General features: G+C 65.8%; 24 protein-coding genes and 1 pseudogene. 10 read left to right on the forward strand and 15 right to left on the reverse strand.

All coding sequences use genetic code 11. The annotated features are described in order from the left end of the window. Window positions 1-8: 8 nt before the first annotated feature. From E3T46_RS12925 to E3T46_RS12935, 3 genes are all read right to left on the reverse strand, one after another. The gene (locus E3T46_RS12925; protein ID WP_134578855.1) at window positions 9-818 is read right to left on the reverse strand and encodes a metallophosphoesterase; all 810 of its coding nucleotides are present in this window, start codon (window positions 816-818) and stop codon (window positions 9-11) included. After that, window positions 811-1506: a tyrosine-protein phosphatase gene (locus tag E3T46_RS12930; RefSeq protein ID WP_166790280.1), complete on the reverse strand. Its 696-nt coding sequence runs from the start codon at window positions 1504-1506 to the stop codon at window positions 811-813. Before E3T46_RS12930 ends, E3T46_RS12925 begins: the two co-directional genes overlap by 8 nt. Window positions 1507-1651: 145 nt before the next feature. After that, entirely contained in the window at window positions 1652-2497 is an 846-nt protein-coding gene (locus E3T46_RS12935) for a MurR/RpiR family transcriptional regulator (RefSeq protein WP_134578857.1), read from the reverse strand. Between the two features lie 123 nt (window positions 2498-2620). Here E3T46_RS12935 and E3T46_RS12940 point away from each other — a divergent pair, with 123 nt between their 5' ends. After that, complete coding sequence (locus tag E3T46_RS12940) at window positions 2621-3391, forward strand: hypothetical protein (protein WP_134578858.1); 771 nt, start codon at window positions 2621-2623, stop codon at window positions 3389-3391. A gap of 7 nt (window positions 3392-3398) precedes the next feature. Here the strand turns inward: E3T46_RS12940 and E3T46_RS12945 are convergent, their stop codons facing one another. Both E3T46_RS12945 and E3T46_RS12950 read right to left on the reverse strand, forming a co-directional pair. Further along, the gene (locus E3T46_RS12945; protein WP_134578859.1) at window positions 3399-4406 is read right to left on the reverse strand and encodes a heparan-alpha-glucosaminide N-acetyltransferase domain-containing protein; all 1008 of its coding nucleotides are present in this window, start codon (window positions 4404-4406) and stop codon (window positions 3399-3401) included. Between the two features lie 27 nt (window positions 4407-4433). Further along, a pseudogene (locus E3T46_RS12950) lies at window positions 4434-4619 on the reverse strand (ABC transporter ATP-binding protein); the annotation flags it as partial. Window positions 4620-4883: 264 nt separating this feature from the next. On the opposite strand from E3T46_RS12950, the gene E3T46_RS12955 reads away from it, so the two are divergent. From E3T46_RS12955 to E3T46_RS12970, 4 genes are all read left to right on the forward strand, one after another. Beyond that, window positions 4884-5228 carry an HPF/RaiA family ribosome-associated protein gene (locus tag E3T46_RS12955; RefSeq protein WP_104132281.1) on the forward strand — a complete coding sequence of 115 codons (345 nt, stop codon included), beginning with the start codon at window positions 4884-4886 and terminating at the stop codon, window positions 5226-5228. 205 nt (window positions 5229-5433) lie between these two features. Beyond that, complete coding sequence (locus tag E3T46_RS12960; protein WP_134578860.1) at window positions 5434-7791, forward strand: trehalase-like domain-containing protein; 2358 nt, start codon at window positions 5434-5436, stop codon at window positions 7789-7791. An 80-nt stretch (window positions 7792-7871) separates the two neighbouring features. After that, entirely contained in the window at window positions 7872-8540 is a 669-nt protein-coding gene (locus tag E3T46_RS12965) for a TetR/AcrR family transcriptional regulator (RefSeq protein WP_134442863.1), read from the forward strand. An 11-nt stretch (window positions 8541-8551) separates the two neighbouring features. After that, the gene (locus E3T46_RS12970; protein WP_134578861.1) at window positions 8552-9070 is read left to right on the forward strand and encodes a CarD family transcriptional regulator; all 519 of its coding nucleotides are present in this window, start codon (window positions 8552-8554) and stop codon (window positions 9068-9070) included. A 123-nt stretch (window positions 9071-9193) separates the two neighbouring features. Here E3T46_RS12970 and E3T46_RS12975 read toward each other — a convergent pair whose 3' ends face one another. The 8 genes from E3T46_RS12975 to E3T46_RS13010 all read right to left on the reverse strand — a co-directional run bounded on the left by E3T46_RS12975 (window position 9194) and on the right by E3T46_RS13010 (window position 14449). Then, a complete protein-coding gene (locus tag E3T46_RS12975; protein ID WP_134578862.1) occupies window positions 9194-10477 on the reverse strand; it encodes a hypothetical protein in 1284 nt (427 codons plus the stop codon). 176 nt (window positions 10478-10653) lie between these two features. Next, window positions 10654-11757 carry a YihY/virulence factor BrkB family protein gene (locus E3T46_RS12980; RefSeq protein ID WP_198419213.1) on the reverse strand — a complete coding sequence of 368 codons (1104 nt, stop codon included), beginning with the start codon at window positions 11755-11757 and terminating at the stop codon, window positions 10654-10656. 95 nt (window positions 11758-11852) lie between these two features. Then, entirely contained in the window at window positions 11853-12026 is a 174-nt protein-coding gene (locus E3T46_RS12985) for a CsbD family protein (RefSeq protein ID WP_134578863.1), read from the reverse strand. A gap of 78 nt (window positions 12027-12104) precedes the next feature. Further along, on the reverse strand, window positions 12105-12725 hold the full coding sequence (locus tag E3T46_RS12990; protein ID WP_134578864.1) for a hypothetical protein: 621 nt from the start codon (window positions 12723-12725) through the stop codon (window positions 12105-12107). Then, window positions 12722-13363: a DUF6286 domain-containing protein gene (locus E3T46_RS12995; RefSeq protein WP_134578865.1), complete on the reverse strand. Its 642-nt coding sequence runs from the start codon at window positions 13361-13363 to the stop codon at window positions 12722-12724. The genes E3T46_RS12990 and E3T46_RS12995 overlap by 4 nt, the downstream gene beginning before the upstream one ends. Beyond that, complete coding sequence (locus E3T46_RS13000) at window positions 13360-13785, reverse strand: hypothetical protein (protein ID WP_134578866.1); 426 nt, start codon at window positions 13783-13785, stop codon at window positions 13360-13362. The genes E3T46_RS12995 and E3T46_RS13000 overlap by 4 nt, the downstream gene beginning before the upstream one ends. Continuing rightward, a complete protein-coding gene (locus E3T46_RS13005; RefSeq protein ID WP_347232619.1) occupies window positions 13782-13976 on the reverse strand; it encodes a DUF2273 domain-containing protein in 195 nt (64 codons plus the stop codon). The genes E3T46_RS13000 and E3T46_RS13005 overlap by 4 nt, the downstream gene beginning before the upstream one ends. Continuing rightward, a complete protein-coding gene (locus E3T46_RS13010) occupies window positions 13973-14449 on the reverse strand; it encodes an Asp23/Gls24 family envelope stress response protein (RefSeq protein ID WP_134578867.1) in 477 nt (158 codons plus the stop codon). Before E3T46_RS13010 ends, E3T46_RS13005 begins: the two co-directional genes overlap by 4 nt. A 186-nt stretch (window positions 14450-14635) precedes the next feature. Here E3T46_RS13010 and E3T46_RS13015 point away from each other — a divergent pair, with 186 nt between their 5' ends. Genes E3T46_RS13015 through E3T46_RS13025 form a run of 3 tightly spaced genes read left to right on the forward strand, consistent with a single transcriptional unit; the run spans window position 14636 to window position 16127 of the window. Beyond that, complete coding sequence (locus E3T46_RS13015; protein WP_241980736.1) at window positions 14636-15154, forward strand: RNA polymerase sigma factor; 519 nt, start codon at window positions 14636-14638, stop codon at window positions 15152-15154. Next, entirely contained in the window at window positions 15151-15798 is a 648-nt protein-coding gene (locus E3T46_RS13020) for a hypothetical protein (RefSeq protein WP_134578869.1), read from the forward strand. Before E3T46_RS13015 ends, E3T46_RS13020 begins: the two co-directional genes overlap by 4 nt. Continuing rightward, complete coding sequence (locus E3T46_RS13025) at window positions 15798-16127, forward strand: hypothetical protein (protein ID WP_134578870.1); 330 nt, start codon at window positions 15798-15800, stop codon at window positions 16125-16127. The genes E3T46_RS13020 and E3T46_RS13025 overlap by 1 nt, the downstream gene beginning before the upstream one ends. 86 nt (window positions 16128-16213) lie before the next feature. Here the strand turns inward: E3T46_RS13025 and E3T46_RS13030 are convergent, their stop codons facing one another. Continuing rightward, window positions 16214-16840, reverse strand: coding sequence for a LysE/ArgO family amino acid transporter (locus E3T46_RS13030; protein WP_134578871.1), 627 nt, complete (start codon window positions 16838-16840; stop codon window positions 16214-16216). Window positions 16841-16862: 22 nt separating this feature from the next. Further along, window positions 16863-17348: an Lrp/AsnC family transcriptional regulator gene (locus E3T46_RS13035; protein WP_092452027.1), complete on the reverse strand. Its 486-nt coding sequence runs from the start codon at window positions 17346-17348 to the stop codon at window positions 16863-16865. Between the two features lie 150 nt (window positions 17349-17498). Between E3T46_RS13035 and ald the strand changes: the two genes are divergently transcribed. Then, window positions 17499-18614: an alanine dehydrogenase gene (ald, locus tag E3T46_RS13040; RefSeq protein ID WP_134473181.1), complete on the forward strand. Its 1116-nt coding sequence runs from the start codon at window positions 17499-17501 to the stop codon at window positions 18612-18614. A gap of 32 nt (window positions 18615-18646) precedes the next feature. Next, on the forward strand, window positions 18647-18889 hold the full coding sequence (locus tag E3T46_RS13045; protein ID WP_134578872.1) for a hypothetical protein: 243 nt from the start codon (window positions 18647-18649) through the stop codon (window positions 18887-18889). The last annotated feature ends 29 nt before the right edge of the window (window positions 18890-18918 follow it).

An 18918-nucleotide genomic window follows, 5' to 3' on the forward strand; every position in this document is an offset into this window, starting at 1 on the left:
TCTTTTCCTTAGGGTCGTGATGCGAAGGAGTACTGCGGAGCGGGAGAAGTGAAAAGTGGGGGGTCCGGGTGAAGACTGACGGGGGCTGTGCTGATCTGCCCGTCGGCGAGCTGCACGATCGAGAACATGGCCAGGTCGTGGCCACCGACCGTGTCCGGGCCGGCATTCATGATCTGGTGGTAGGCCAGCGACGGCCCCACCGAGACGGGGATTCCGGCAAAGGTGGCCGACATGGGGTGGTGATAGTGACCGGCGAGAATGATGCGAACATCGGACCCGGCGATCGCCCTCGCGAATGCCGGGGCATCGCGCAGCCCGGTGCGTGAGAGCGTGGGCAGTGGCGACGGAACGGGGGAATGGTGCATGGCGATTATGGTTCCCACTCCCCACGATGTCGTGAGTTCTGCGGTGAGCCAGCTCAGCTGTTCCTCACCGAGCGAGCCGCTACTCGAATCAAGCAACACGAAGCGTAGCGAGCCGATCATGACGCTGCGATAGTGGCTGGTCTCATGATCGGTGAGAGAGCGCGCATCCGTTGGTGAATCGTGATTTCCGAGAACAGTGAGCACGGGTGCCTGCACACGTTCGCCGAGGTCGTGGAGGGCAAGGTTCACCTCGGGGTAAACCTCGGTGTGCCCCCGTTGGGCAAGGTCGCCGGTGACCACCACCACCTCCGGCGTCATTCCGGCCGCAACCACGTAGTCACCGACTTGGTGTAACCGGGCCAGTCCATCGATCTGCCCATACAACAGGTTGCCCTGAGTGGCATGAATATCGCTCAGATGCAGGATGCTGAAAATTCCCGATTCGTTACTCATCGTCGGTCCGAACGCGTGCGTCCGCCAGCCGAGTGTGGAGCTGGTGGAGCTGGGCAGAGGTCAGACCGTGCCTGCGCAGGTAGGCGACGCTCCCGCCGAGCTCATCGATCTGCGCCAGGGCAAACAGCAGGGCGTCTTCGGGGCTGTCCAGATGAAGACGCATTGCGTCGGCCAGTTGGGCGCCTGTCAGCTCGAAACTGCCGAGGACGGTTCGAGCGTGGTCGTGTCGATGGGGGGCGACCTGCTCGGCCGAGAGTACGTAGTCAGCGATCACTTCGGGTCGGGGAGTTCCGACGGCGAGCAGCGCGAGGGCCACCACCAACCCGGTGCGGTCTTTGCCCGCTGAGCAATGTACGAACACGGCACCGGTCGTCTCGGCAATGACAGCGACGGCCGCTGTGAGTTCCGGACCACGCGTCTGGAGCATTTGCTGGTACACCGCCTCGAGCGTTCCGGTGACCGGCGGGCCGTCGGGAAGCCGATAGATCGGGTTGTGGACGACCGCGGCGCGGTGTCGCACCGGACCGCGCTCTGCGACCTCGCGCAGGTCGATGACTACCGAGATGTCGAGGCCGGCGAAGGTAGCGGTCCCCGCCGGCGTGAGTTCGTCGAGCGCGGCACCGCGAAACACACCCGGCAGGCCGGACGTGCGCACGTTGTAGGCGCCCTCGAGCGTGACGATTGCCATTATCAAACGCCCCCGTTTCAGCATTTCACGGAGTGTGAAACGCGGTTACAAGAGCAAAAGTAGGTTGGTCAGCTAAACGGGAGGCAAACGGAGCACGCACGGCTGATAGACGGAATGTTTACGCCCGGCGTTGATTTACGGCCGGTCAGCGCTCATCCTCCTCGAGGGCGTCGACCACGACGTTGCGCATGGTGATGGAGTTCGTGTCGCTGCGCGCGAATAATTCGGCGTGCAGGGTGTGGAGGACGAGCTGATGGCTGAGGCGGCTCAAATAGGGGTCGATGACGTGTGCACGGGAGAGCGGGCTCGTGACGAGCGCGATGTCGGCGAGTTGAGTGAGCGGAGAACGCCCGAAGCTGGTGACCGCAATAATCGTGGCACCTCCTTCCTTGGCTGCTCGGCAGGCGTGCAGCGTGTGGGTGTTCGCCCCCGAATAACTCACTGTGAGGCAAACGTCACCGGTGCCGAGCGAGGTGGCCGCGAATTGTTGGGCCAGGATATCGCTGGGCGCTTCAACCGACCGGCCCACCGTCGCGAACCGCATGGCTGCATCCTGCAATGGCGGAGCAGAAAACCCCGACCCGACCAGAACGAGCCGATTCGCCGACAGGAGTGCTGTGACGGCCGCCTCTACGCAGACCAGATCGAGGCTCTGGCGACCCAGGCTGATCGCATCCGCTGCATCCGTGAAAATCTGATCGAGCGCGTGGTGATGCGGCGAAACCGCGAGAGGAGCCGATCGGGCCACCTCCAGTCGCAGGTGTTGAAAGCCACGAAATCCCAATGACTGGCAGGCGCGACTGACCGTAGCCGTCGAGGTGCCGGCGGTCTGGGCGAGCTCGGCCGTTGACCATTCGATTACCGTGGCCGGGGCGGCCAATATTGCTTCGGCGACCCGACGCTCGCTGGGCCCGAGCACGAGGAGCGAAGCTCTAAGCCGGGTGAGGACCAGGCTCGTGCCCGTCGGGGGATCAGATATGACGGCACTCATGGCGACCTGCTTTCCTCGGCTGTAGTTGCCCAGAGTGTAGCGAGACCCCGTGAACGCGAGATCAATGCGCCAAGCGTGGCCGGACCGGCGACCACGCCCGCGCCTGATCGATAAACTTTGGATATGTCAGACCAGCACTACGAGCAGGATGAAACCCTGCGCCTTCCCACCGTTCAGTTTCGCGTCGTTCTCGATCTGGGCGCCCGGCTCGCTGCAGCGATCACGCTGCCGCCGGAGCTGGCCCATCCCGACCTGTTCGCCGACCGCGACGACGAGGGCGAGGCCCTCAACCTGTCGATCGATTACGACAGCGGTCAACTGCACGTGCTGCTCGATGAAGCCGGCCCCAGCTTTCACTATCACGGCACCGCCGACCCGTACGAGAGCCCGTGGCCGGAGGATCAAACCGCCATTCTGCTCGAATGGGCGCTCATTCTGGTGCAGGAGATCGATGGACGGGATGAGCTGCTCGACTCGATCTATGAGGCCGCCGAGTGGTTCGAGCAGGGCTTCACGCTCTATGTTCCCGAGACGGACCCGACCCAGCTCGAACTGATCGAGGTCGACATTATCGGCGAGCTGCTGACCCTGCCGTGGCTGGGGTCCGGGCGGGTCGACCACGAACACATCGACGGCGACAATCACCCGATCGCGCTGCTCTGGAACATGAACAACGCTGACCCCGACGTGCCGATCGCGCGCGCCTGGCTCGACCCGCAAACCGGGGAGCCGCGCACCGCGGCGGAGCCCGGGGTGGATTGGACCGCCGTCGCGATGAGCGAAGACGAGGTGCTGCAGTGGCTGGTCGGCATTTATACCAACCACCACGTGGCCGCGACGCCCGAAGCGCAGATCATGCGCGCGGCGCTCGAGCGTATGGGAGGCATCAGCTGAGTCAGCTCTATCGCGGCGCGCGGGTCAGCGCGGCGAGCAGACGCTCGAGCGGACCCTGGCCCAGAAGATAGCGCCACAGACTGGCCAGGATGAACGTGAGCAGCAGCATCCAGATCAGCAACGGCCAGCCGGGGTAGTCAACCTCCCGGCCGCCGGCGACCACGATGGCCAGGACCATAATCTGCAGGGTGTAGACGGTCAGCGCCATCGATCCGGTCGCTCCGACCGGGGAGAGGATGCCGCGGAGCATCCGACCCAGCCGGCCACGTTCCACCGCCGTGAGCCAGAGCAGCGCGCCGATTAGTGCGATGGCGAGCCCGCCAGAGCCGATCACTTCGGCGATCGATCCGGAGTGCGCCTCGGCGCTGACCCCAGGGAGCACGAGGGCCGCGCCGTAACCGGCCACCGCCGCTGACGCGCCGACACCGACGAGGGCGACCTGGGTTTTCGCACGCCGCAGATCGGACCGTGCGACGATCAGGCCGGCCAGGAGAAACGGCATCCAGATCAGCACCGGGTAGGTGCCGTTGAGAAAGAAATAGTCGACGAAATAGGCGAGCGTGGACTGGTCGACATCCACGTCGGCCTGGGCGGCGCCGAGCATGGGCGCCCCCAGCAGAAACGCGACGCCGATCAGGCCGAGCAGCCACCGACGCAGAAACAACAGCGGCAGAAGCAGCAGGAACATCAGGGCGTAGAAGTGCAGAATGATGGCGATGCCGCTGTGCAGGCTGGACAGCACCAGGCCGAGCAGAAACAAAAACAGCGCGCGCACCACGATGCCGACGACGCGATCCGAACGTTGGCCGCGACCGAGCGGATGCGCCGATCCGGTCATGATTCCAAGCGATACCCCGGCGAGGGTCGCGAACAGAATGGAGGAGCGCCCATCGACGAGCAATTCGGCGTCACCCGCGCGCGGAATGGCATGGGCCACGAACATGCCGATGATCGCCAGCCCGCGGGTGATGTCGATGGCAACGACCCGTTCGCCCCGGTCAGGCCTCGTCTGCATGAGAATAGGCTACGGGTTCTTGCGGCATCACGCAGTCGGGTTCACGCTTTCCGCCAGCGCGCCGGTCAGATCAAGTGCGAGCGTCGTCGTCAGGTGCAGCCGGGCGAGGAACGCGTCGTCGTGGCTGACCACGATGAGCGCTCCCCGGTAGCCGAGCAGGGCGGCGATGAGCTGGTCGACGCTCTACCGGTCGAGATTGTTGCTGGGTTCGTCGGTGCCGACAGGTCGGTCGAGGTCGGCGGCGCTGAATCCGAGGTCCTCAGAGGTGTTGAAGGCACTAGCATCGGAACCGAAATGGCGAGGGTCAGCGCAGGGGCTGCGGCGCGAAAGCGACGAGAATCTTCACTGGTGCAACCTCACGTTGGGAACACGAACGACTTAAGCCTCAGACGCAGCTGTGCGCATACCACGCGTCACCAACCGGCGCTCACATGCGGGAGCGGTAGCCTGAAGTTGTAAGCAACTGGAGGAGTAATTATGCAGGTCATCGTGAATACCGACAGCAATATTGACGGCACCGAGCGGGTTTCTGGCGCGCTCGAAACGATCGTCGAAGAGTCCCTTTCGCGCTACGGCGAACGCCTGACCCGGGTTGAGGTTCACCTCTCCGATGGCAGCGCCGGCCGCAGCAGCGCCGACGACATCAAGTGCACCCTCGAGGCCCGCCCAGCCGGCGGCACGCCCGTCGTCGTCACCGAAAACGCCAACGCCGTGGAGGAAGCCCTGACCGGTGCCCTGCACAAGATGAAGAGCCTGCTGGAGAGCCACTTCGGCAAGCTGGATGCCCGCAAGGGTAACCTCCCGATGGGCGAGGTCGTCTAACTCACCGCGCGGCGGTCGGGGCACCCTTTGTCGCTCGGGGCACCCCGAGGACTGGGTGCCCCGAGCGGCGCAGCGCGGCTGGCAACCTCATGCCAGAAGGTGTGGCACCGTTCGCGCAGCCCAGCGCCGATGGTAACGTCGCCTAGGTCTGCCCAGCGATTGGCAGCAGTGTCCCTCTGTTTGCTCCTCTGCTAGGAACTCCCTCATGCCCGAACGCCTGAACTTGTCCAAGAACCTACCGCGCAGTCTGGCCGGGTTGTCGCGCGAGATCCTGCAGGACTTGCAGCAGTTGGCGCGCACGCCCTCCCTCCTCGTGGCCTGTAACTACGGTGGCACCCTGTCGTATCATGGCGCGTCAGATGTGCCCTCGAAGCTGCTCGTCGAGTCGGCGCTCGCACTGCGGGCGCTCGCCGCGTTGCCCAACACGCACACGGCCGTGATGAGCGGGCGCACCCTGCGCGACCTCGCCGCTGACTCCCGACTGCCCCGCGAGGTGCACCTGGTCGGCTCGAACGGCGCCGAGTTCGACTCGGAGTTCTTCGACACCGACGACGGTGACGCGACCAGGCAGGATTCCGGCGCGGCCCTCGACCGCTTGCGCTCCCGACTGGGCGTCAGTGCCGCCTTCTTCGCCGGCGACGGTGCGAGCGACGAGATGGCGATGAACACCCTGCACGGCCCCGACCTGGGGATTCGCATCGGCGACGGCGAATCCGTCGCCGCGCACCGGGTCAGCGGCCCAGAGAAGCTCGCGCAACTGCTGGCCCTGCTCTTTGAGCTGCGCAAGGACTGGCTGTTCGGCCAGCACGTCGTTGCCATCGAACGCCACTCCATGATCGGCGATGGCACGTCGACCGCCCTCGTGACGCCGGAAGCGCGCATCTGCTGGATGACGCATCCGCTGCCCGATTCTGGCTCGCTGTTCGCGAGCATTTTGGGCAGTGAAGAGGCCGGTCACTTCTCGATCGAACCGGTCAAGAAAAGCCGCGTTCTCGGCCAGCGTTATGTGGACAACACCATGATCGTCGAAACCCGCTGGGCCGACGTCACCGTGACCGACTACATCGAGCCCTCACCGCTCGGCATCACCAACCTCGTGCGCAAACTCACCGGTACCGGTCTGGCCCGCATCGTGTTCGCGCCCCGACCCGACTACGCCGTCGCCCACTTCAACATGCACGCGGCCGACGGGGTCGTCACCATCACCGGAACACCGGACCCCATCGCGCTATCGGCGCCGGGCGTCGAGTTCGAGGTGACCTCCGACGGCCGCAATGAAACGGCTACGGCCATCGTCGACCTGTCTGCCGGCGCAGTCATGCTTAACCTGCGCTGCGGCGACACCGAGCCCTATATTCCGGATGCTGCCGGCGAAGCAGCCAGACGCGGTGCGGTCATGAATGACTCCCGTGCCTGGGTGAACACACTCACCCTGCCGAGCGTCAAGCCGTCGCTCGTGAGCCGCTCCGCGCTCGTGCTGCGTGCCCTCTGCTACGAACCAACCGGTGCGGTGCTCGCCGCATCGACGACGTCCCTGCCCGAGGGCATCGGCGGAACCCGCAACTGGGACTACCGCTACTGCTGGCTGCGCGACGGATCGATGACGGTCAAGGCGCTCGTCGACCTCGGATCGACCGACGAAGCCGACGGCTTTTTGCACTGGCTGGCCGGAGTCGTGGCGGACAGTCCCGGCGCGCAGTGGCTGCATCCGCTCTATTCGGTCACCGGCTCGTCACTGTCGACGGAGGCGAGCCTCGAATCTCTGCCCGGCTATGCCGGATCTCGCCCGGTGCGCATCGGAAACGCTGCCGACAACCAGGTGCAGATCGACGTGTTCGGACCGGTCGCCGAACTCATCGACACGCTCAGCGCCCGGCAGGGAACGCTCTCGGACTTTCAGTGGCACCTGCTCACCGAGATGGTCGAGGCCGTCACGAGTCGCTGGCAGGAACCCGACCACGGCATCTGGGAAGCCCGGCGCTCGCCGCGGCACCACACCTATACCAAGACGATGTGCTGGGTGACGGTGGATCGTGCCATTCGTACCGCGGAACGGCACGGCCGCGAGGTCGGTGCCGGGTGGCACGAGCTCGCCACTACGATTCGCGACGAAGTTCTGGTTGAGGGCTGGAGCGAGGAAGCCCAGTCCTATACCGTCGCCTACGACAGCCCGGATCTGGACGCCGCCGTGCTGCACATTGGGCTGTCCGGCCTGCTCGACGTCAACGACGAGCGCTTTCAGAAGACGGTCAGCGCCGTCGAGCGCGAGCTGCGCGTTGGTCCAACCGTGTTCCGCTACCGCTATGACGACGGGCTGCCCGGGCTCGAGGGTGGCTTTCACATTTGCACGACCTGGCTGATCGAGGCCTACGTCCTGGCTGGGCGTCTCGAGGAGGCCGAGGCGCTGTTCAACCAGCTGGTCATCCTCGTGGGCCCGACCGGGCTGCTGTCGGAGGAGTTTGACCCGGCCACCGAGAAACACCTCGGCAATCACCCGCAGGCGTACTCGCACCTCGGCTTCATCCGCTGCGCGCAGCTCCTCGACGAGCACCGCGGGCGGTAGCGTCTACCGGTTTCCGCGAGTCCGCCGTGAGGACGCGCCCGGGTCTCGGACACGTGTCCGAAAAGTGCTATAGTAGAGGGATGACTTCGTTGACTGACCCCGGCCTCGTGGCCGAGGTGCCGGTCGACGTTATCCCAGAGTTCAAGCTCACGCACGATCCGCGGGCCGAGCGCACCCGGGGGCTCATTCTCACGGCGATCCGGACGCTGATTGCTCAGCCGGCAGCATCCGTTTCAGTGGCCGAAATCGTGCGCCTGGCCGGAATCAGCCGCAGCTCCTTCTACGCGCATTTCGCGAGCCTCGACGTTCTCGCTGCCGAGCTGCTGCAGGCTCAGTTCGCCGACATCGGCTCGGCCGGCCTGGATCTGCGCCCATTAAGAGCGGGCGAGAGCGCTGCCCGATTCGGGTACGGCCGGCTCGTCGCGCATATGGTTGAGAATTTTCCCCTCTACGCGAGCGTGCTCGAGCTGCCGTTGACCCGCAGCGCGCACGACCAGATCATCGAGGCCTACGCCACGCGCATGCTCGAGTCGGTGCTCGTCTTCGACGAGACCGTGAACGCCGAACTGGTGACGACCTATGTGGCTGGCGGTGCGCTCACCCTGATCGGCTCCTGGATGCGCGGCCACCTCGACGTATCCGACGACGAACTTGTCGACCAGCTCGTGGCGCTGCTGCCCGGTTGGCTGCAGGACCCCCAGACCTCAAGCGCAACGCCCTTACGCGTTGCATCACCCACACAACACTGAAGGCGCATTCCATGAAGATTGAAATCGGCGAAACTCTGGTCTACCCGCACCACGGAGCGGTCACCATCACGGCCCTGGCAACCCGCACCATCAAGGGCGTCGAAAAGCAGTTCATGACCCTCAACGTGCACACCAGCGCGCTGACCATTCAGCTGCCGGTCGACAACGTCGAGCTCGTTGGGGTGCGTGACGTCATCGACGCCGCCGGGGTGAGCGCCGTCTACGAAATTCTGCAGAACGCCTTCACCGAGGAGCCGGGCAACTGGTCACGCCGCTACAAGGCCAACCAAGAGAAGATGGCCAGCGGCAGTGTCTACCGGGTCAGCGAGGTCGTGCGCGACCTGTGGCGTCGCGACCAGGACAAGGGCGTTTCGGCCGGCGAAAAGCGGATGCTCGAAAAGGCTCGTCAGATCCTCGTCTCCGAGCTCGCTCTGGCCCAGGGCCTGACCGACCAGGAAGCCGGCGACCTGCTGCTCATCGAAATTCAGAACTACGTCGTCAGCGAGGAGCCGGTTGAAGTAGCCGTCTAGTCTGCCTGACCGTGCACCCTCGTTCGCCGCGCGAACGAGGGTGCACACCTCTTTGGCGGCAGTATCGCGTGGGCGTGGGCATCCGCTGATCGTCCCGCGCGACGCTTGCAGCAGCCACCGGGTTCAGAGTGAGACCAGCGCCGCGCAGAGAAGCAACGCCGGCCACGCGGCGACGAGCACGGCCGCCAGATAGACCAGGTTGCGGCGGGTGAGGGTGATGCTGTCGATGCCGTAGCGCGCGCTGAGTAGCATGGTCAGGCCGGTGATCGGGCCGACCGCGGTCGAGACACCCCAGCCGACGCAGGCAGCGAGCACGAACAGGGTCGGATCGGGGTGAAGCGGATGCACGAGCGCCGCAACGATCGCAACCGACACGACCGGGTGCACCCCGACCAGCGCGAGCAGAATCATGGTGAGCATCAAGGTCCAGGCCACGGGAACGGTGAACTCGGACACCGGCAGCGGCAGGTCGAACAGGGGCAGCAGCATCCGCAGGCCGACGGCGAGCACGCCGGCAGCGGCAAAGAGCGTGACCTCGCCGCGCAGCTGAGGAAGGTCGTGCCGAGCGTGCCGGGCGAGCGCGCGCAGCGCCCCGCGGCCGTTGCTGATCAGCAGACCGATCAGCGTGACGCCGAGGCCGGCGAGCAGCACGATGCGCGGCACAGACACCGCGGGAAACACCTGGTGGGCGGTGATGACGAGGGCGACGAGGGCGAGCGGAACGCGCACCAGCGCCCAGCTGAGGGAATACCCAGTGTAGGCGGGTAGCTCCCGGCCCCAGAGCCGGAAGATATCCCAGACGCTCAGGCCGATCGCGACGAGTGCGAGCGCCAGGCCGACCAGCAGCAACACGAGGGAGTTCGCGCCGGGCACCAGAGTGGTCGCGGCCGCGGCGGCCGCCCAGAACGGCGACCAGAACGCTGCCGCCGAGAACGACCGGGTCAACAGTGCTGCGTCGGCCAGCCGCAGGGCGGAGCGGCCGCGCAGATGATCGCCGACGATGCCGACCGCACCGATATTGATGATGGCGCCGAGCGCGTGCGTTGCCAGGGCGGTGCGCACCACGGCGAGGCGGCCGCGCAGTCGGCTGCGCGTGTTCGGTGAGGTCGGCGTCACCAGTCGCAGAAACGACACCGCGGTGAGCATGCCGATGAGGTCCTGGTTGACCGAGAACAGGTCGCGGATTTCGATGCGGCCGCCGAGCTGAAGCGCCAGCAGAACGGATGCCAGCCCTACGCCGATCAGCAGCATGGCGATCACGCGCTGGGTCCGGTTCACCAGCGTCAGGCCCACCGCCGCCGCGGCGACGGTCAGCCCGCCGGCGACGAGCGTCGCATCGGGCAGCGCCACCGACAGCCCCACACACAGGATGATGCCGCTCAGGAGCAGCGCATAGAGCAGTCGCACGCGTGCCCCAGACCAGATCGGCCGTGTCGCCGGTCCGACACGTCCTTCTATCCAACCAGCCTCCGCACGTATTGCTTTCCGGGCCCGGGCCCGGAAAGCGGGCCCATGTTATAACCTGGGCACAGTTTCGGGGCCCGGGCCCCGTCCAAAGAGACGTGGTGGGACGGGCACCGCGCTTACTCGCGTGGGCGGGCGTTCCCCTTGCGGATGCGCCGGCCGTCGGCGACCGTCTGCATCTCCTTCAGCGCGGCTTTCTGGCTCTTCTTCGTGCCGCGCGGCGGCAGCTGGATGTTCTGCTCGGCGGCAATGCCCGCCTGCAGTTGGCGGCCGCGTTCGAGTTCAGCGTCGAACTCCGCTCCGAACAGCAGGGCGAGGTTGGTCAGCCAGAGCCAGAGCAGAAAGACCACGATCCCGGCCAGCGAGCCGTAGGTTTTGGCATAGTTTGAAAAGGTCGTGACGTAGAACCCGAATCCCAGGGAGGCGACGACAATGGCCACGAGGGCGAGCAACGCCCCGAGCGACAGCCAGCGAAACTTCGGTTGCCGCACGTTCGGGGTGAAGTAGTACAGCACCGCGATCAGCAGCACCACGGCGGCCGCGAGCACCGGCCACTTGGCAATGGACCAGACCAGCTGCACGGTCTGGCCAAGCCCGAGGGCCGCGCCGACGGCATCCGTTATGGGGCCGCTGATCGCCAGGATCAGCACGGAAACGAGCAGCAGGGCGATGCCGATGACGGTGACGAGCAGCTGGGTCGGCTTGAGCTTGAGGAACGTGCGACCCTCATCGATCTCGTATATGCGGTTCATGGCCCGGCTGAAGGCACCGACATAACCGGATGCCGACCAGATCGCGACCGCGATCCCCGCCACCAGGGCGAACCCGGCCGACGGCGAGGTGCTGAACTGTTCGATCGGCCCGCGAACGACCTCGAGGGCATCGGCCGGGGCGACCGAGGCGAGGATGGTCAGCAGGGTGTCGGCGGATTGTCGTCCCTGGCCGAACACACCGAGCAGCGAAACCAGGGCGATGAGGGCTGGAAACAACGACAGCACGGCGTAGTAGGTGAGCGATGCGGCAATGTCGGTGCACTGGTCCGTGCCGAATTCGCTCAGGGTGCGTTTGGCGATGTACTTCCACGACCGCTTCGATACCTCGGCCGGGGTGTCCGGCTTGCGGTCGTCGTCGGGGGCCGGGGCATCGGCGAGGTTCTGGCCCTGACCCTGATCCGCACTCCCGGTGGCCTTCGTTGCCTTCTGCGCCGAGTCAATGCCCGCCATGAAAGTCTCCTGTCGAATCTGGCCGGGGGTCGCGAATCGGTAGGGTGATCGCGACTCCCGGCACAGGCAATCTACTGTGGTGCGGGCAGGTCTGCTCAGTCTTTGAAGACGTCCTTGACGTCCTCGCCGACCTTCTTGACCTTGGCGGATGTTTGGTCGGCACGGCCTTCGGCGACCTTGGAATCATCATTGGTCGCCTTTCCGACGGACTCCGTGGCCTTGCCCTTGAGGTCCTGCGCGGCGTTCTTGATCTTGTCTGATGCACTCATCGTGCTCTCTCCTTCGTGTGGTGTTTCTGGGGGGATGTTCGGCGCGGGCGCGTCGAACGTAAGTAGGGGAGCATCCGCTTAGCGGATGCGCGTGCTGCTGCTGGTCCGCACCCGAAAGCCGCCGCTGATCTGCAGCAGGGCGAGGATGCGCAGGCCCAGCAGCTCGTCGAGGGCGCGCAGGGCCTGTTCGACGATGCGCACGACGTCCGTCGGGGACGTTCCGCGACGGCAGGTCACCGAGATCTTGAGTACGGCATCGCGGGCGACTCGGTAGGTCGAGACTCGGGTCGACAGAAATTCGGGATGCTCGCCGAGCGCCTGCTCCAGCAGTTGTTCAGCGACAGCGGAATCGACAGGGGTTGCACCCCAATCCGTCGTATTTGTGCTGATCAGCTGGCCGGAATGGCCGCGCCCCTGCCGCAGGATGAAGCTGAGCAGCAAGCCAACGACCGCGAGCAACACAGCGACGGTGATAATCCACAGCCAGCTGTGCGCTGTGCCATCCGGGTCGGTTCCGACGAGAGGCGTGGCCCGGAGCCAGCCCGCGACCGTCGTGCGGGCGGTGTCGGCAACCGGGGCCCAGGCATCCTGAATCGCTGTTTGCGTGGCGAGCAGGCCGAGCAGTGCGGCCACGGCGAGCAATATCAGGCCGGCCACGAAAGCGACGCTCCGGTTGAGCGCGCGGTTGGTGTTGTTCACGCTCCGACCCTTCCTTCGACGGCCACGACGACGCGGGTCTGCAGCGCCGGTCGCAGCTGTAGACCGTCGAGCTGTTCGCGCACGGCCTGCTGCACCGCGGCCTGCTGCACCGGCTGGCCCGAGGTCGGCGTCAGGTGCACCGTGGCGATGCGCCGCGAGACGCTGACCCGGGTATTGTCCGGGTCGATCCCGCCCACGCGAGCGGCGTACCTGGCCACAGCTGATGCGATCACCTCGTCATCGACAACGGTCACCGTGCGTTCCGAGTTGATCAGATGCCGGGCCCGGCGACCCGGGGCAACCGCAACGATCAGCAGCACGAGACCGAGCAGGGCGCAGCCCGCCGCGATCGTTCCCAGTAGTGGAATCGGCAGGCTCGAAGCGGATGCGACGCCAGCGGCCAGATCGGCCGGCGTCGCGAGCAGGGCCGGCTGGCCGAACAGCAGTAGCACCATTTCGGTACCCAGCCAGCCGCACAACACAATGACCACGGCGGCCACGGTGATGGCCGCCGCCGAACGCGGCGAGTGAATTTCGCGGCGACCGATGCGGGCGCTGCGCGCGGTCGTCGTCCCGGCGGACGGGTCAGTCGCGCCGGGCCGGTCAATCCCACCGTGCATTTCGGTCGCGCTGCTCATCGCACTCGCCGTTCCGGCTGCACATCAATGCCCGTCAGCCGCACGGTGACCCGGCCGATATCGGTGCCGGTCAGTTCGCCGACGCGGCGACGAATCTGGATCTGGGCCGTGGCCGCCCGAGCCAAAATGGTGCCGCCTGTGCGCGCGATGACGGCCGGTTCGCGGATGACGCGCGAAAGCGGAACAACGCAAATCGAGGTGCTGACGGTGAGCGCGAGCATGCCGTGGTCGTCGCCGAGTTCGACACCGACCTGGCCTGGTTCCACGCCGAGCGACTCCGCGGTGGCCAGTCCGACGATCCGGCGCAGCGCCTTCGGCACGATTCGGGTGCGCCCGCGGGTCGCGGGCGGCGCGGTTGTCGTGCCCGGCGCATCCGCGGTGGCGGTCGTTTTACCGAGAAACCAGTCGGTCGCCACGCTCACGACGAGGAACGCTTTCCCTGGAACGCTCCGATCAGTGAACCCAGATCGAGGCGGCCGTCAACCACGCGGCCAACGAGCGCGCCGACCAGCATGGCCAGCGCCACGAACAGAAATACCCAGAACCCCAGAATGACCCAGGTCAGCGCTAAAATCGCGCCGACCAGCATGCCGGTACGGGTTGCGCTGGTCACCGCAGTGCAGCTTTGCTCGGCTCGGCCTCGGCGTCGTCGCTGGGCAGATGAATGTCGACGATGGTCACGTTGACCTCGGTGACTTCGAGTCCGACCAGGTCTTCAATGGCCCGAATCACACTCGAGCGGATGTCGTCGGCCACCTGCTGCAGCTGCACCGGGTAGTCGGCGACGATGGTCACGTCCACGGCGACCTGCGTTTCACCGACCTCGACCGAGATGCCCTGGCTCACATCCGTGTTGTTCATGGCTTCGCGGATGGCGCCGAGCGCCCGGGCCGCGCCGCCGCCGAGGGCGTGCACACCACTGACCTCGCGGGCGGCAATACCGGCTACCTTGGCCACGACACCGTCATTGATCACGGTTTTTCCCGTGCCGGTGAGTGGTTCGCCGGCCAGAGTCGTCCCGACGGGCGGGCGGTTGCCAGACGACCTGGTTGCAGATCCGGTGCCGTTGGTGTCGATGAGGTCCATGGGTAGCTCCTTGAGATCGGGCCATCGGTGCAGGCCGAAAGCGGATTGTTACCTGTATGACGAAACCTGTGGCATATTCGTCACGCGAAGATGAGGAAAATTTCCGAATCGTTTGTACGAGGAGGCGACGTGCCCGGAACAGTGCGTGAGCAGGTCTCCTCGCCATTGGATACGGCAGCCGACCAGATGCTCGCCGACCGTGCCGCCGATGGCGACCTCAGGGCCTTCGAGGTGCTCGTGCGCCGGTACGGACCGCTCATGCGGGTCTGCGCCACCCGAGTTCTCGGCTCCAATGACGAGACCGACGACGTGGTGCAGGAATCCTTCCTCACCGCCTGGCAGCAACTCGGCCGACTCGAGGATGGCAGCGCCGTCAAGAGCTGGCTTATGCGCATCGTCAGCCGCAAGAGCATCGACCGGCTGCGCGCTCGCCGCCAACACGAGAACATCGACGACACGGATGCCCCGGCGCCGGAAAGCCGCGCCCCGCACGCTCTGGTCGAGGTCGAGTCTCAAGCCGAGGCGCTGGCCCGGGTGCTCGCTGCTCTCCCCGAGGACCAACGGCGCTGCTGGACCCTGCGCGAAATCGCCGAGTACAGCTACGGTGATATTGCCGCCGAGTTGAACCTGCCGACATCGACCGTGCGCGGTTTGCTGGCCCGGGCGCGCAAAACCCTGCTTCGCGAGATGGAGGAATGGCGATGACCGAACTGACGCCGGCAGATCAGCGCTTCGTCGCCTTCGATCTCAACGACACCGAACGCGAACAAGCGAGCCTCAACGGCCACACTATTGAGCAACTCAGCGACTATCTCGACCAGGGTCGGCTACCCGCAGACCCGAGCATCGACAAGTCGCCGGACTGCGAAATTGCGCTGCGCGGTCTCGAGCGCCTGCGCCGGGCGCAGCTGTCGCTGCTCGAGCGCGACCTCAAGCGCGAGTCCCTCCGCACCGACAGCTGGGTCGCGTTGATCCTTGACAACATCAGCCTGGACGCGCACGCCGGCCGGGAGATCCCGCTGGCGCACTCGTCACCGACGGCGCGCCTCGTCGTGACCGAGGGTGCCGTTCGAGGCATTCTGCGGGAGACCGGGGACCGACTGGAGAACATTTTGGTCGGTCGCTGCGTGCTCGTCGGAGACGTCAGAGTGCCCGGTGAACCCATTACGATTTCGGTCGACGTGACCGTATTCCGGGGAGAGAATATTCCGGGGGTGGCCGAGCACCTGCGCCAGGCGATGTATGTCGCTTTGGGAAAATACACGGAGCTGGTCGTCGCGGCCATCGATATCACGGTGCGTGACCTCTATACCGCGCCCGATACATCCGCTCACGAACAGGAGCAATGATGTCTGCGGTGCTGCCCTCGACCGACGAACTCGACGAGGTGGTGCGTCGGGTTGCCGGCGTGGACTCGTTGTATCCTGCCGGGCCTCTCCTCGCGACGGTGGTCACGGCCACCGTCGGCGCGCTGACGCATCGCGTGCCCGCACTCGCGGCGGTGGTCAGGACGCAGGGTGCCGACGGCGTTCGGGTCACGGCCAGGATCGGCATCGCTGCGGACGAGTCGGCTGGCGAAGTGTCGGGGCGCGTGCACGATGCGATCGCCGCGCACCTGCGGCAGTCCGGCGATCCGGCGGTGGCCGAGATCACCGTGGTCGTCGCTCGAATCGGCTGAGCGCCTGGACCGGTGCCGGTGCCCGCGGGCGCCAACCGCGAGGTTCAGCTGCTCGGCAAGGCGGGGTGCTGGCGCGCGTAGTTCCGTTATACCCCGAAGGCCATCCGCACGCCGAGGGCGATCATGACCACGGCGATGAACGCGTCGAGCACTCGCCAGGACGAGCGCTTGGCAAACAGGGGCCGCAGCATCCGGGCGCCAAAGCCGAGCGCGAAGAACCAGGCGAAGCTTCCCGTGATCGCGCCGACGCCCCACCACCAGCGTTCGTTCGCGCCCTGTTGATTGGCCACCGAGCCGAGAAAAATGAGGGTGTCGAGGTAGACATGCGGGTTGAGCCAGGTCAGCGCGAGGGTCGTCGCGACGGCGGCCCTGGTGCTCACCTGGGTGGTGGCCGCGGCGACGAGCACGCCGGGGCGAAAAGCGCGCACGGCGGCGAACACGCCGTAGCTCAGCAGAAAGCCGACGCCGAGCACCTGCACGACGATGAGCGCGGCCGGGGCGGCCTGAATGAGCACGCCGATTCCGACGATTCCGGCGAAGATGAGCACGGCGTCGGACAGGGAGCAGATCAGCACGGCCGCGAGTACGGTGCGGTTTTTGCCCGCGATGCCGAGCCGCAGAATATACGCATTCTGGGCGCCGATCGCGATGATCAGGGCGAGTCCGGTGCCGAAGCCGAACAGGGCGGGCAGGAGCGTATCGGCGAGGTTCATTTCCTGCTCAGTTTAGGGCGCACTATTCGGGGGCGACACCGTTGTAGAAGTGCTCGAACACCATGCTCGTGCGGGTTGACGCCACGGCCGGATTGGCGGAGAGATGCTCGAGCACGAAATCGCGGACATCGTCGGTGTCGCGGGCCGCCAGATGAATAATGAAGTCTTCGGAGCCCCCGAGAAAGAACAGCTGGACGACCCGGGGCATCACCCGGATCGAGTCGCGAAATGCCGGAATGTGCGTGCGGGCCCCGGCGCGAATGCTGACGCTGATCAGCGCCTGCAGCCCGAGGCCGATCGCCTTGGGATCGACCATGGCCGTGAAATCGGTGACGATTCCGCGGCTGACCAGTGAGCGCACCCGGGAAACACAGGTGGACTCGGCGATTCCGGCCGCCGCAGCCAGACGGCTGTTGGTGGTGCGGGAATCCGCCTGCAGCGCCGCGACCAGAATGCGATCGACCTCGTCAAGGGGTTCGAGCGATCGAATCCTCTTCGCTTCGGCCATGTCACTTCTCCTCGTCACCGCATAATTCGTGAAATATTCTTTAAGTCTGGCAGATTCCACGGATTTAACCTAGCGGAAACGAATCAATAGCAGTCTTACTCCTATCAAAGCCGATGCGTTCGGCACTGGCGACTGCGAAACGGAGCCCCTATGTTGGTCGGCATTCCCACCGAGATTAAGAACAATGAGAACCGCGTCGCGATCACGCCGGCCGGTGTGAATGAGCTCACCCGTCGCGGTCACGAAGTCATTATCGAACAGGGCGCGGGGCTCGGCTCTGGCATCACCGATGACGCTTTTCGCCTCGCCGGGGCATCCATCGTCGCCACAGCCGCCGAAGTCTGGGCGGCGGCCGAATTGCTGCTCAAGGTCAAGGAGCCCATCGCGAGCGAATACCCGCTGATGCGCCAGGGGCAGGTGCTGTTCACCTATCTGCACCTGGCGGCATCCGCTGCCTGCACCGAAGCACTGATCGAGTCGGGCACCACCGCGATCGCCTACGAGACCGTGCAGCTGAGCGACCGCACGCTGCCACTGCTCTCGCCGATGAGCGAGGTGGCCGGCCGGCTCTCGGTGCAGGTTGGCGCCTACCACCTACTGAGCGCCAACGGCGGCAGCGGCATTCTGCTCGGCGGCGTTCCTGGAACCCCCAAGGCCAAGGTCGTCGTGATCGGCGGCGGCGTTGCCGGCGAGCACGCCGCGGCCAACGCCCTCGGTATGGGCGCCGACGTGACCATCATCGACCTGTCTCTGGCCCGCCTGCGCCAGCTCGAGGCGCGGTTCAACGGCGAAATTCAGACGCGTGCCTCGACCCAGTACGAGATCGCCGAGCAGGTTCGGGAAGCCGACCTCGTGATCGGCTCCGTGCTGATTCCGGGAGCGCAGGCACCCAAACTCGTCACCGACGCCATGGTCGCATCGATGAAGCCGGGTTCTGTACTGGTGGATATCGCGATCGACCAGGGCGGCTGCTTCGAGGGCTCGCACGCCACGACGCACGACAACCCCACCTTCGCCGTGCACGACAGCGTCTACTACTGCGTCGCCAACATGCCCGGCGCCGTTCCGGCCACCTCGACCCGTGCGCTGACCAACGCGACCCTGCCCTACGTGATCGCGCTGGCCCAGAAGGGCTGGAAGAAGGCCATTGCCGAAGACGCCGCCCTCGCCCAGGGCCTCAATGTGCACAACGGGCGCATCACCAACGCGCACGTCGCTGCGGCGTTTCAGGCCGAGCTGCTGAGCGTCGCCGACGCGATCGCCTGAGCGGTCGCGGGCTGGTCAGTACACTAAGAGTTGTGACACACGGTAAGGACTCCCAACCGCGAATCAAGGGACCTGGCGGAATGACGGCCTGGCTCAACGGTCGTCTGTTTCCCATTCTGGGACCGCCGCCGGTCGGATTGAACGGGTCGGATCTGTTGCCTGCCGTTCCTGCGCCGGTTCGGGGCTGCCCGGTCTGCGCCCAGCCGATGGATCAGCACGAGATCGATCGCAGCGGCGAGCGTACCCAACTGCACTGCCCCGTCGTCGTACCCTGAACTGCAGCACTAGGCTGGTCGGCAATCAG

Source organism: Cryobacterium sp. Hh11, assembly GCF_004404045.1.
In the GTDB taxonomy this organism is placed as follows: Bacteria; Actinomycetota; Actinomycetes; order Actinomycetales; family Microbacteriaceae; genus Cryobacterium; species Cryobacterium levicorallinum.

Bases quoted from the DNA above. Each gene is read 5' to 3' on its own strand.
- E3T46_RS12925 (WP_134578855.1), bottom strand. From the start codon at position 818: ATGAGTAACGAATCGGGAATTTTCAGCATCCTGCATCTGAGCGATATT.
- E3T46_RS12930 (WP_166790280.1), bottom strand. From the start codon at position 1,506: ATGGCAATCGTCACGCTCGAGGGCGCCTACAACGTGCGCACGTCCGGC.
- E3T46_RS12935 (WP_134578857.1), bottom strand. From the start codon at position 2,497: ATGAGTGCCGTCATATCTGATCCCCCGACGGGCACGAGCCTGGTCCTC.
- E3T46_RS12940 (WP_134578858.1), top strand. From the start codon at position 2,621: ATGTCAGACCAGCACTACGAGCAGGATGAAACCCTGCGCCTTCCCACC.
- E3T46_RS12945 (WP_134578859.1), bottom strand. From the start codon at position 4,406: ATGCAGACGAGGCCTGACCGGGGCGAACGGGTCGTTGCCATCGACATC.
- E3T46_RS12955 (WP_104132281.1), top strand. From the start codon at position 4,884: ATGCAGGTCATCGTGAATACCGACAGCAATATTGACGGCACCGAGCGG.
- E3T46_RS12960 (WP_134578860.1), top strand. From the start codon at position 5,434: ATGCCCGAACGCCTGAACTTGTCCAAGAACCTACCGCGCAGTCTGGCC.
- E3T46_RS12965 (WP_134442863.1), top strand. From the start codon at position 7,872: ATGACTTCGTTGACTGACCCCGGCCTCGTGGCCGAGGTGCCGGTCGAC.
- E3T46_RS12970 (WP_134578861.1), top strand. From the start codon at position 8,552: ATGAAGATTGAAATCGGCGAAACTCTGGTCTACCCGCACCACGGAGCG.
- E3T46_RS12980 (WP_198419213.1), bottom strand. From the start codon at position 11,757: ATGGCGGGCATTGACTCGGCGCAGAAGGCAACGAAGGCCACCGGGAGT.
- E3T46_RS12985 (WP_134578863.1), bottom strand. From the start codon at position 12,026: ATGAGTGCATCAGACAAGATCAAGAACGCCGCGCAGGACCTCAAGGGC.
- E3T46_RS12995 (WP_134578865.1), bottom strand. From the start codon at position 13,363: ATGAGCAGCGCGACCGAAATGCACGGTGGGATTGACCGGCCCGGCGCG.
- E3T46_RS13010 (WP_134578867.1), bottom strand. From the start codon at position 14,449: ATGGACCTCATCGACACCAACGGCACCGGATCTGCAACCAGGTCGTCT.
- E3T46_RS13015 (WP_241980736.1), top strand. From the start codon at position 14,636: ATGCTCGCCGACCGTGCCGCCGATGGCGACCTCAGGGCCTTCGAGGTG.
- E3T46_RS13020 (WP_134578869.1), top strand. From the start codon at position 15,151: ATGACCGAACTGACGCCGGCAGATCAGCGCTTCGTCGCCTTCGATCTC.
- E3T46_RS13025 (WP_134578870.1), top strand. From the start codon at position 15,798: ATGTCTGCGGTGCTGCCCTCGACCGACGAACTCGACGAGGTGGTGCGT.
- E3T46_RS13030 (WP_134578871.1), bottom strand. From the start codon at position 16,840: ATGAACCTCGCCGATACGCTCCTGCCCGCCCTGTTCGGCTTCGGCACC.
- E3T46_RS13035 (WP_092452027.1), bottom strand. From the start codon at position 17,348: ATGGCCGAAGCGAAGAGGATTCGATCGCTCGAACCCCTTGACGAGGTC.
- ald (WP_134473181.1), top strand. From the start codon at position 17,499: ATGTTGGTCGGCATTCCCACCGAGATTAAGAACAATGAGAACCGCGTC.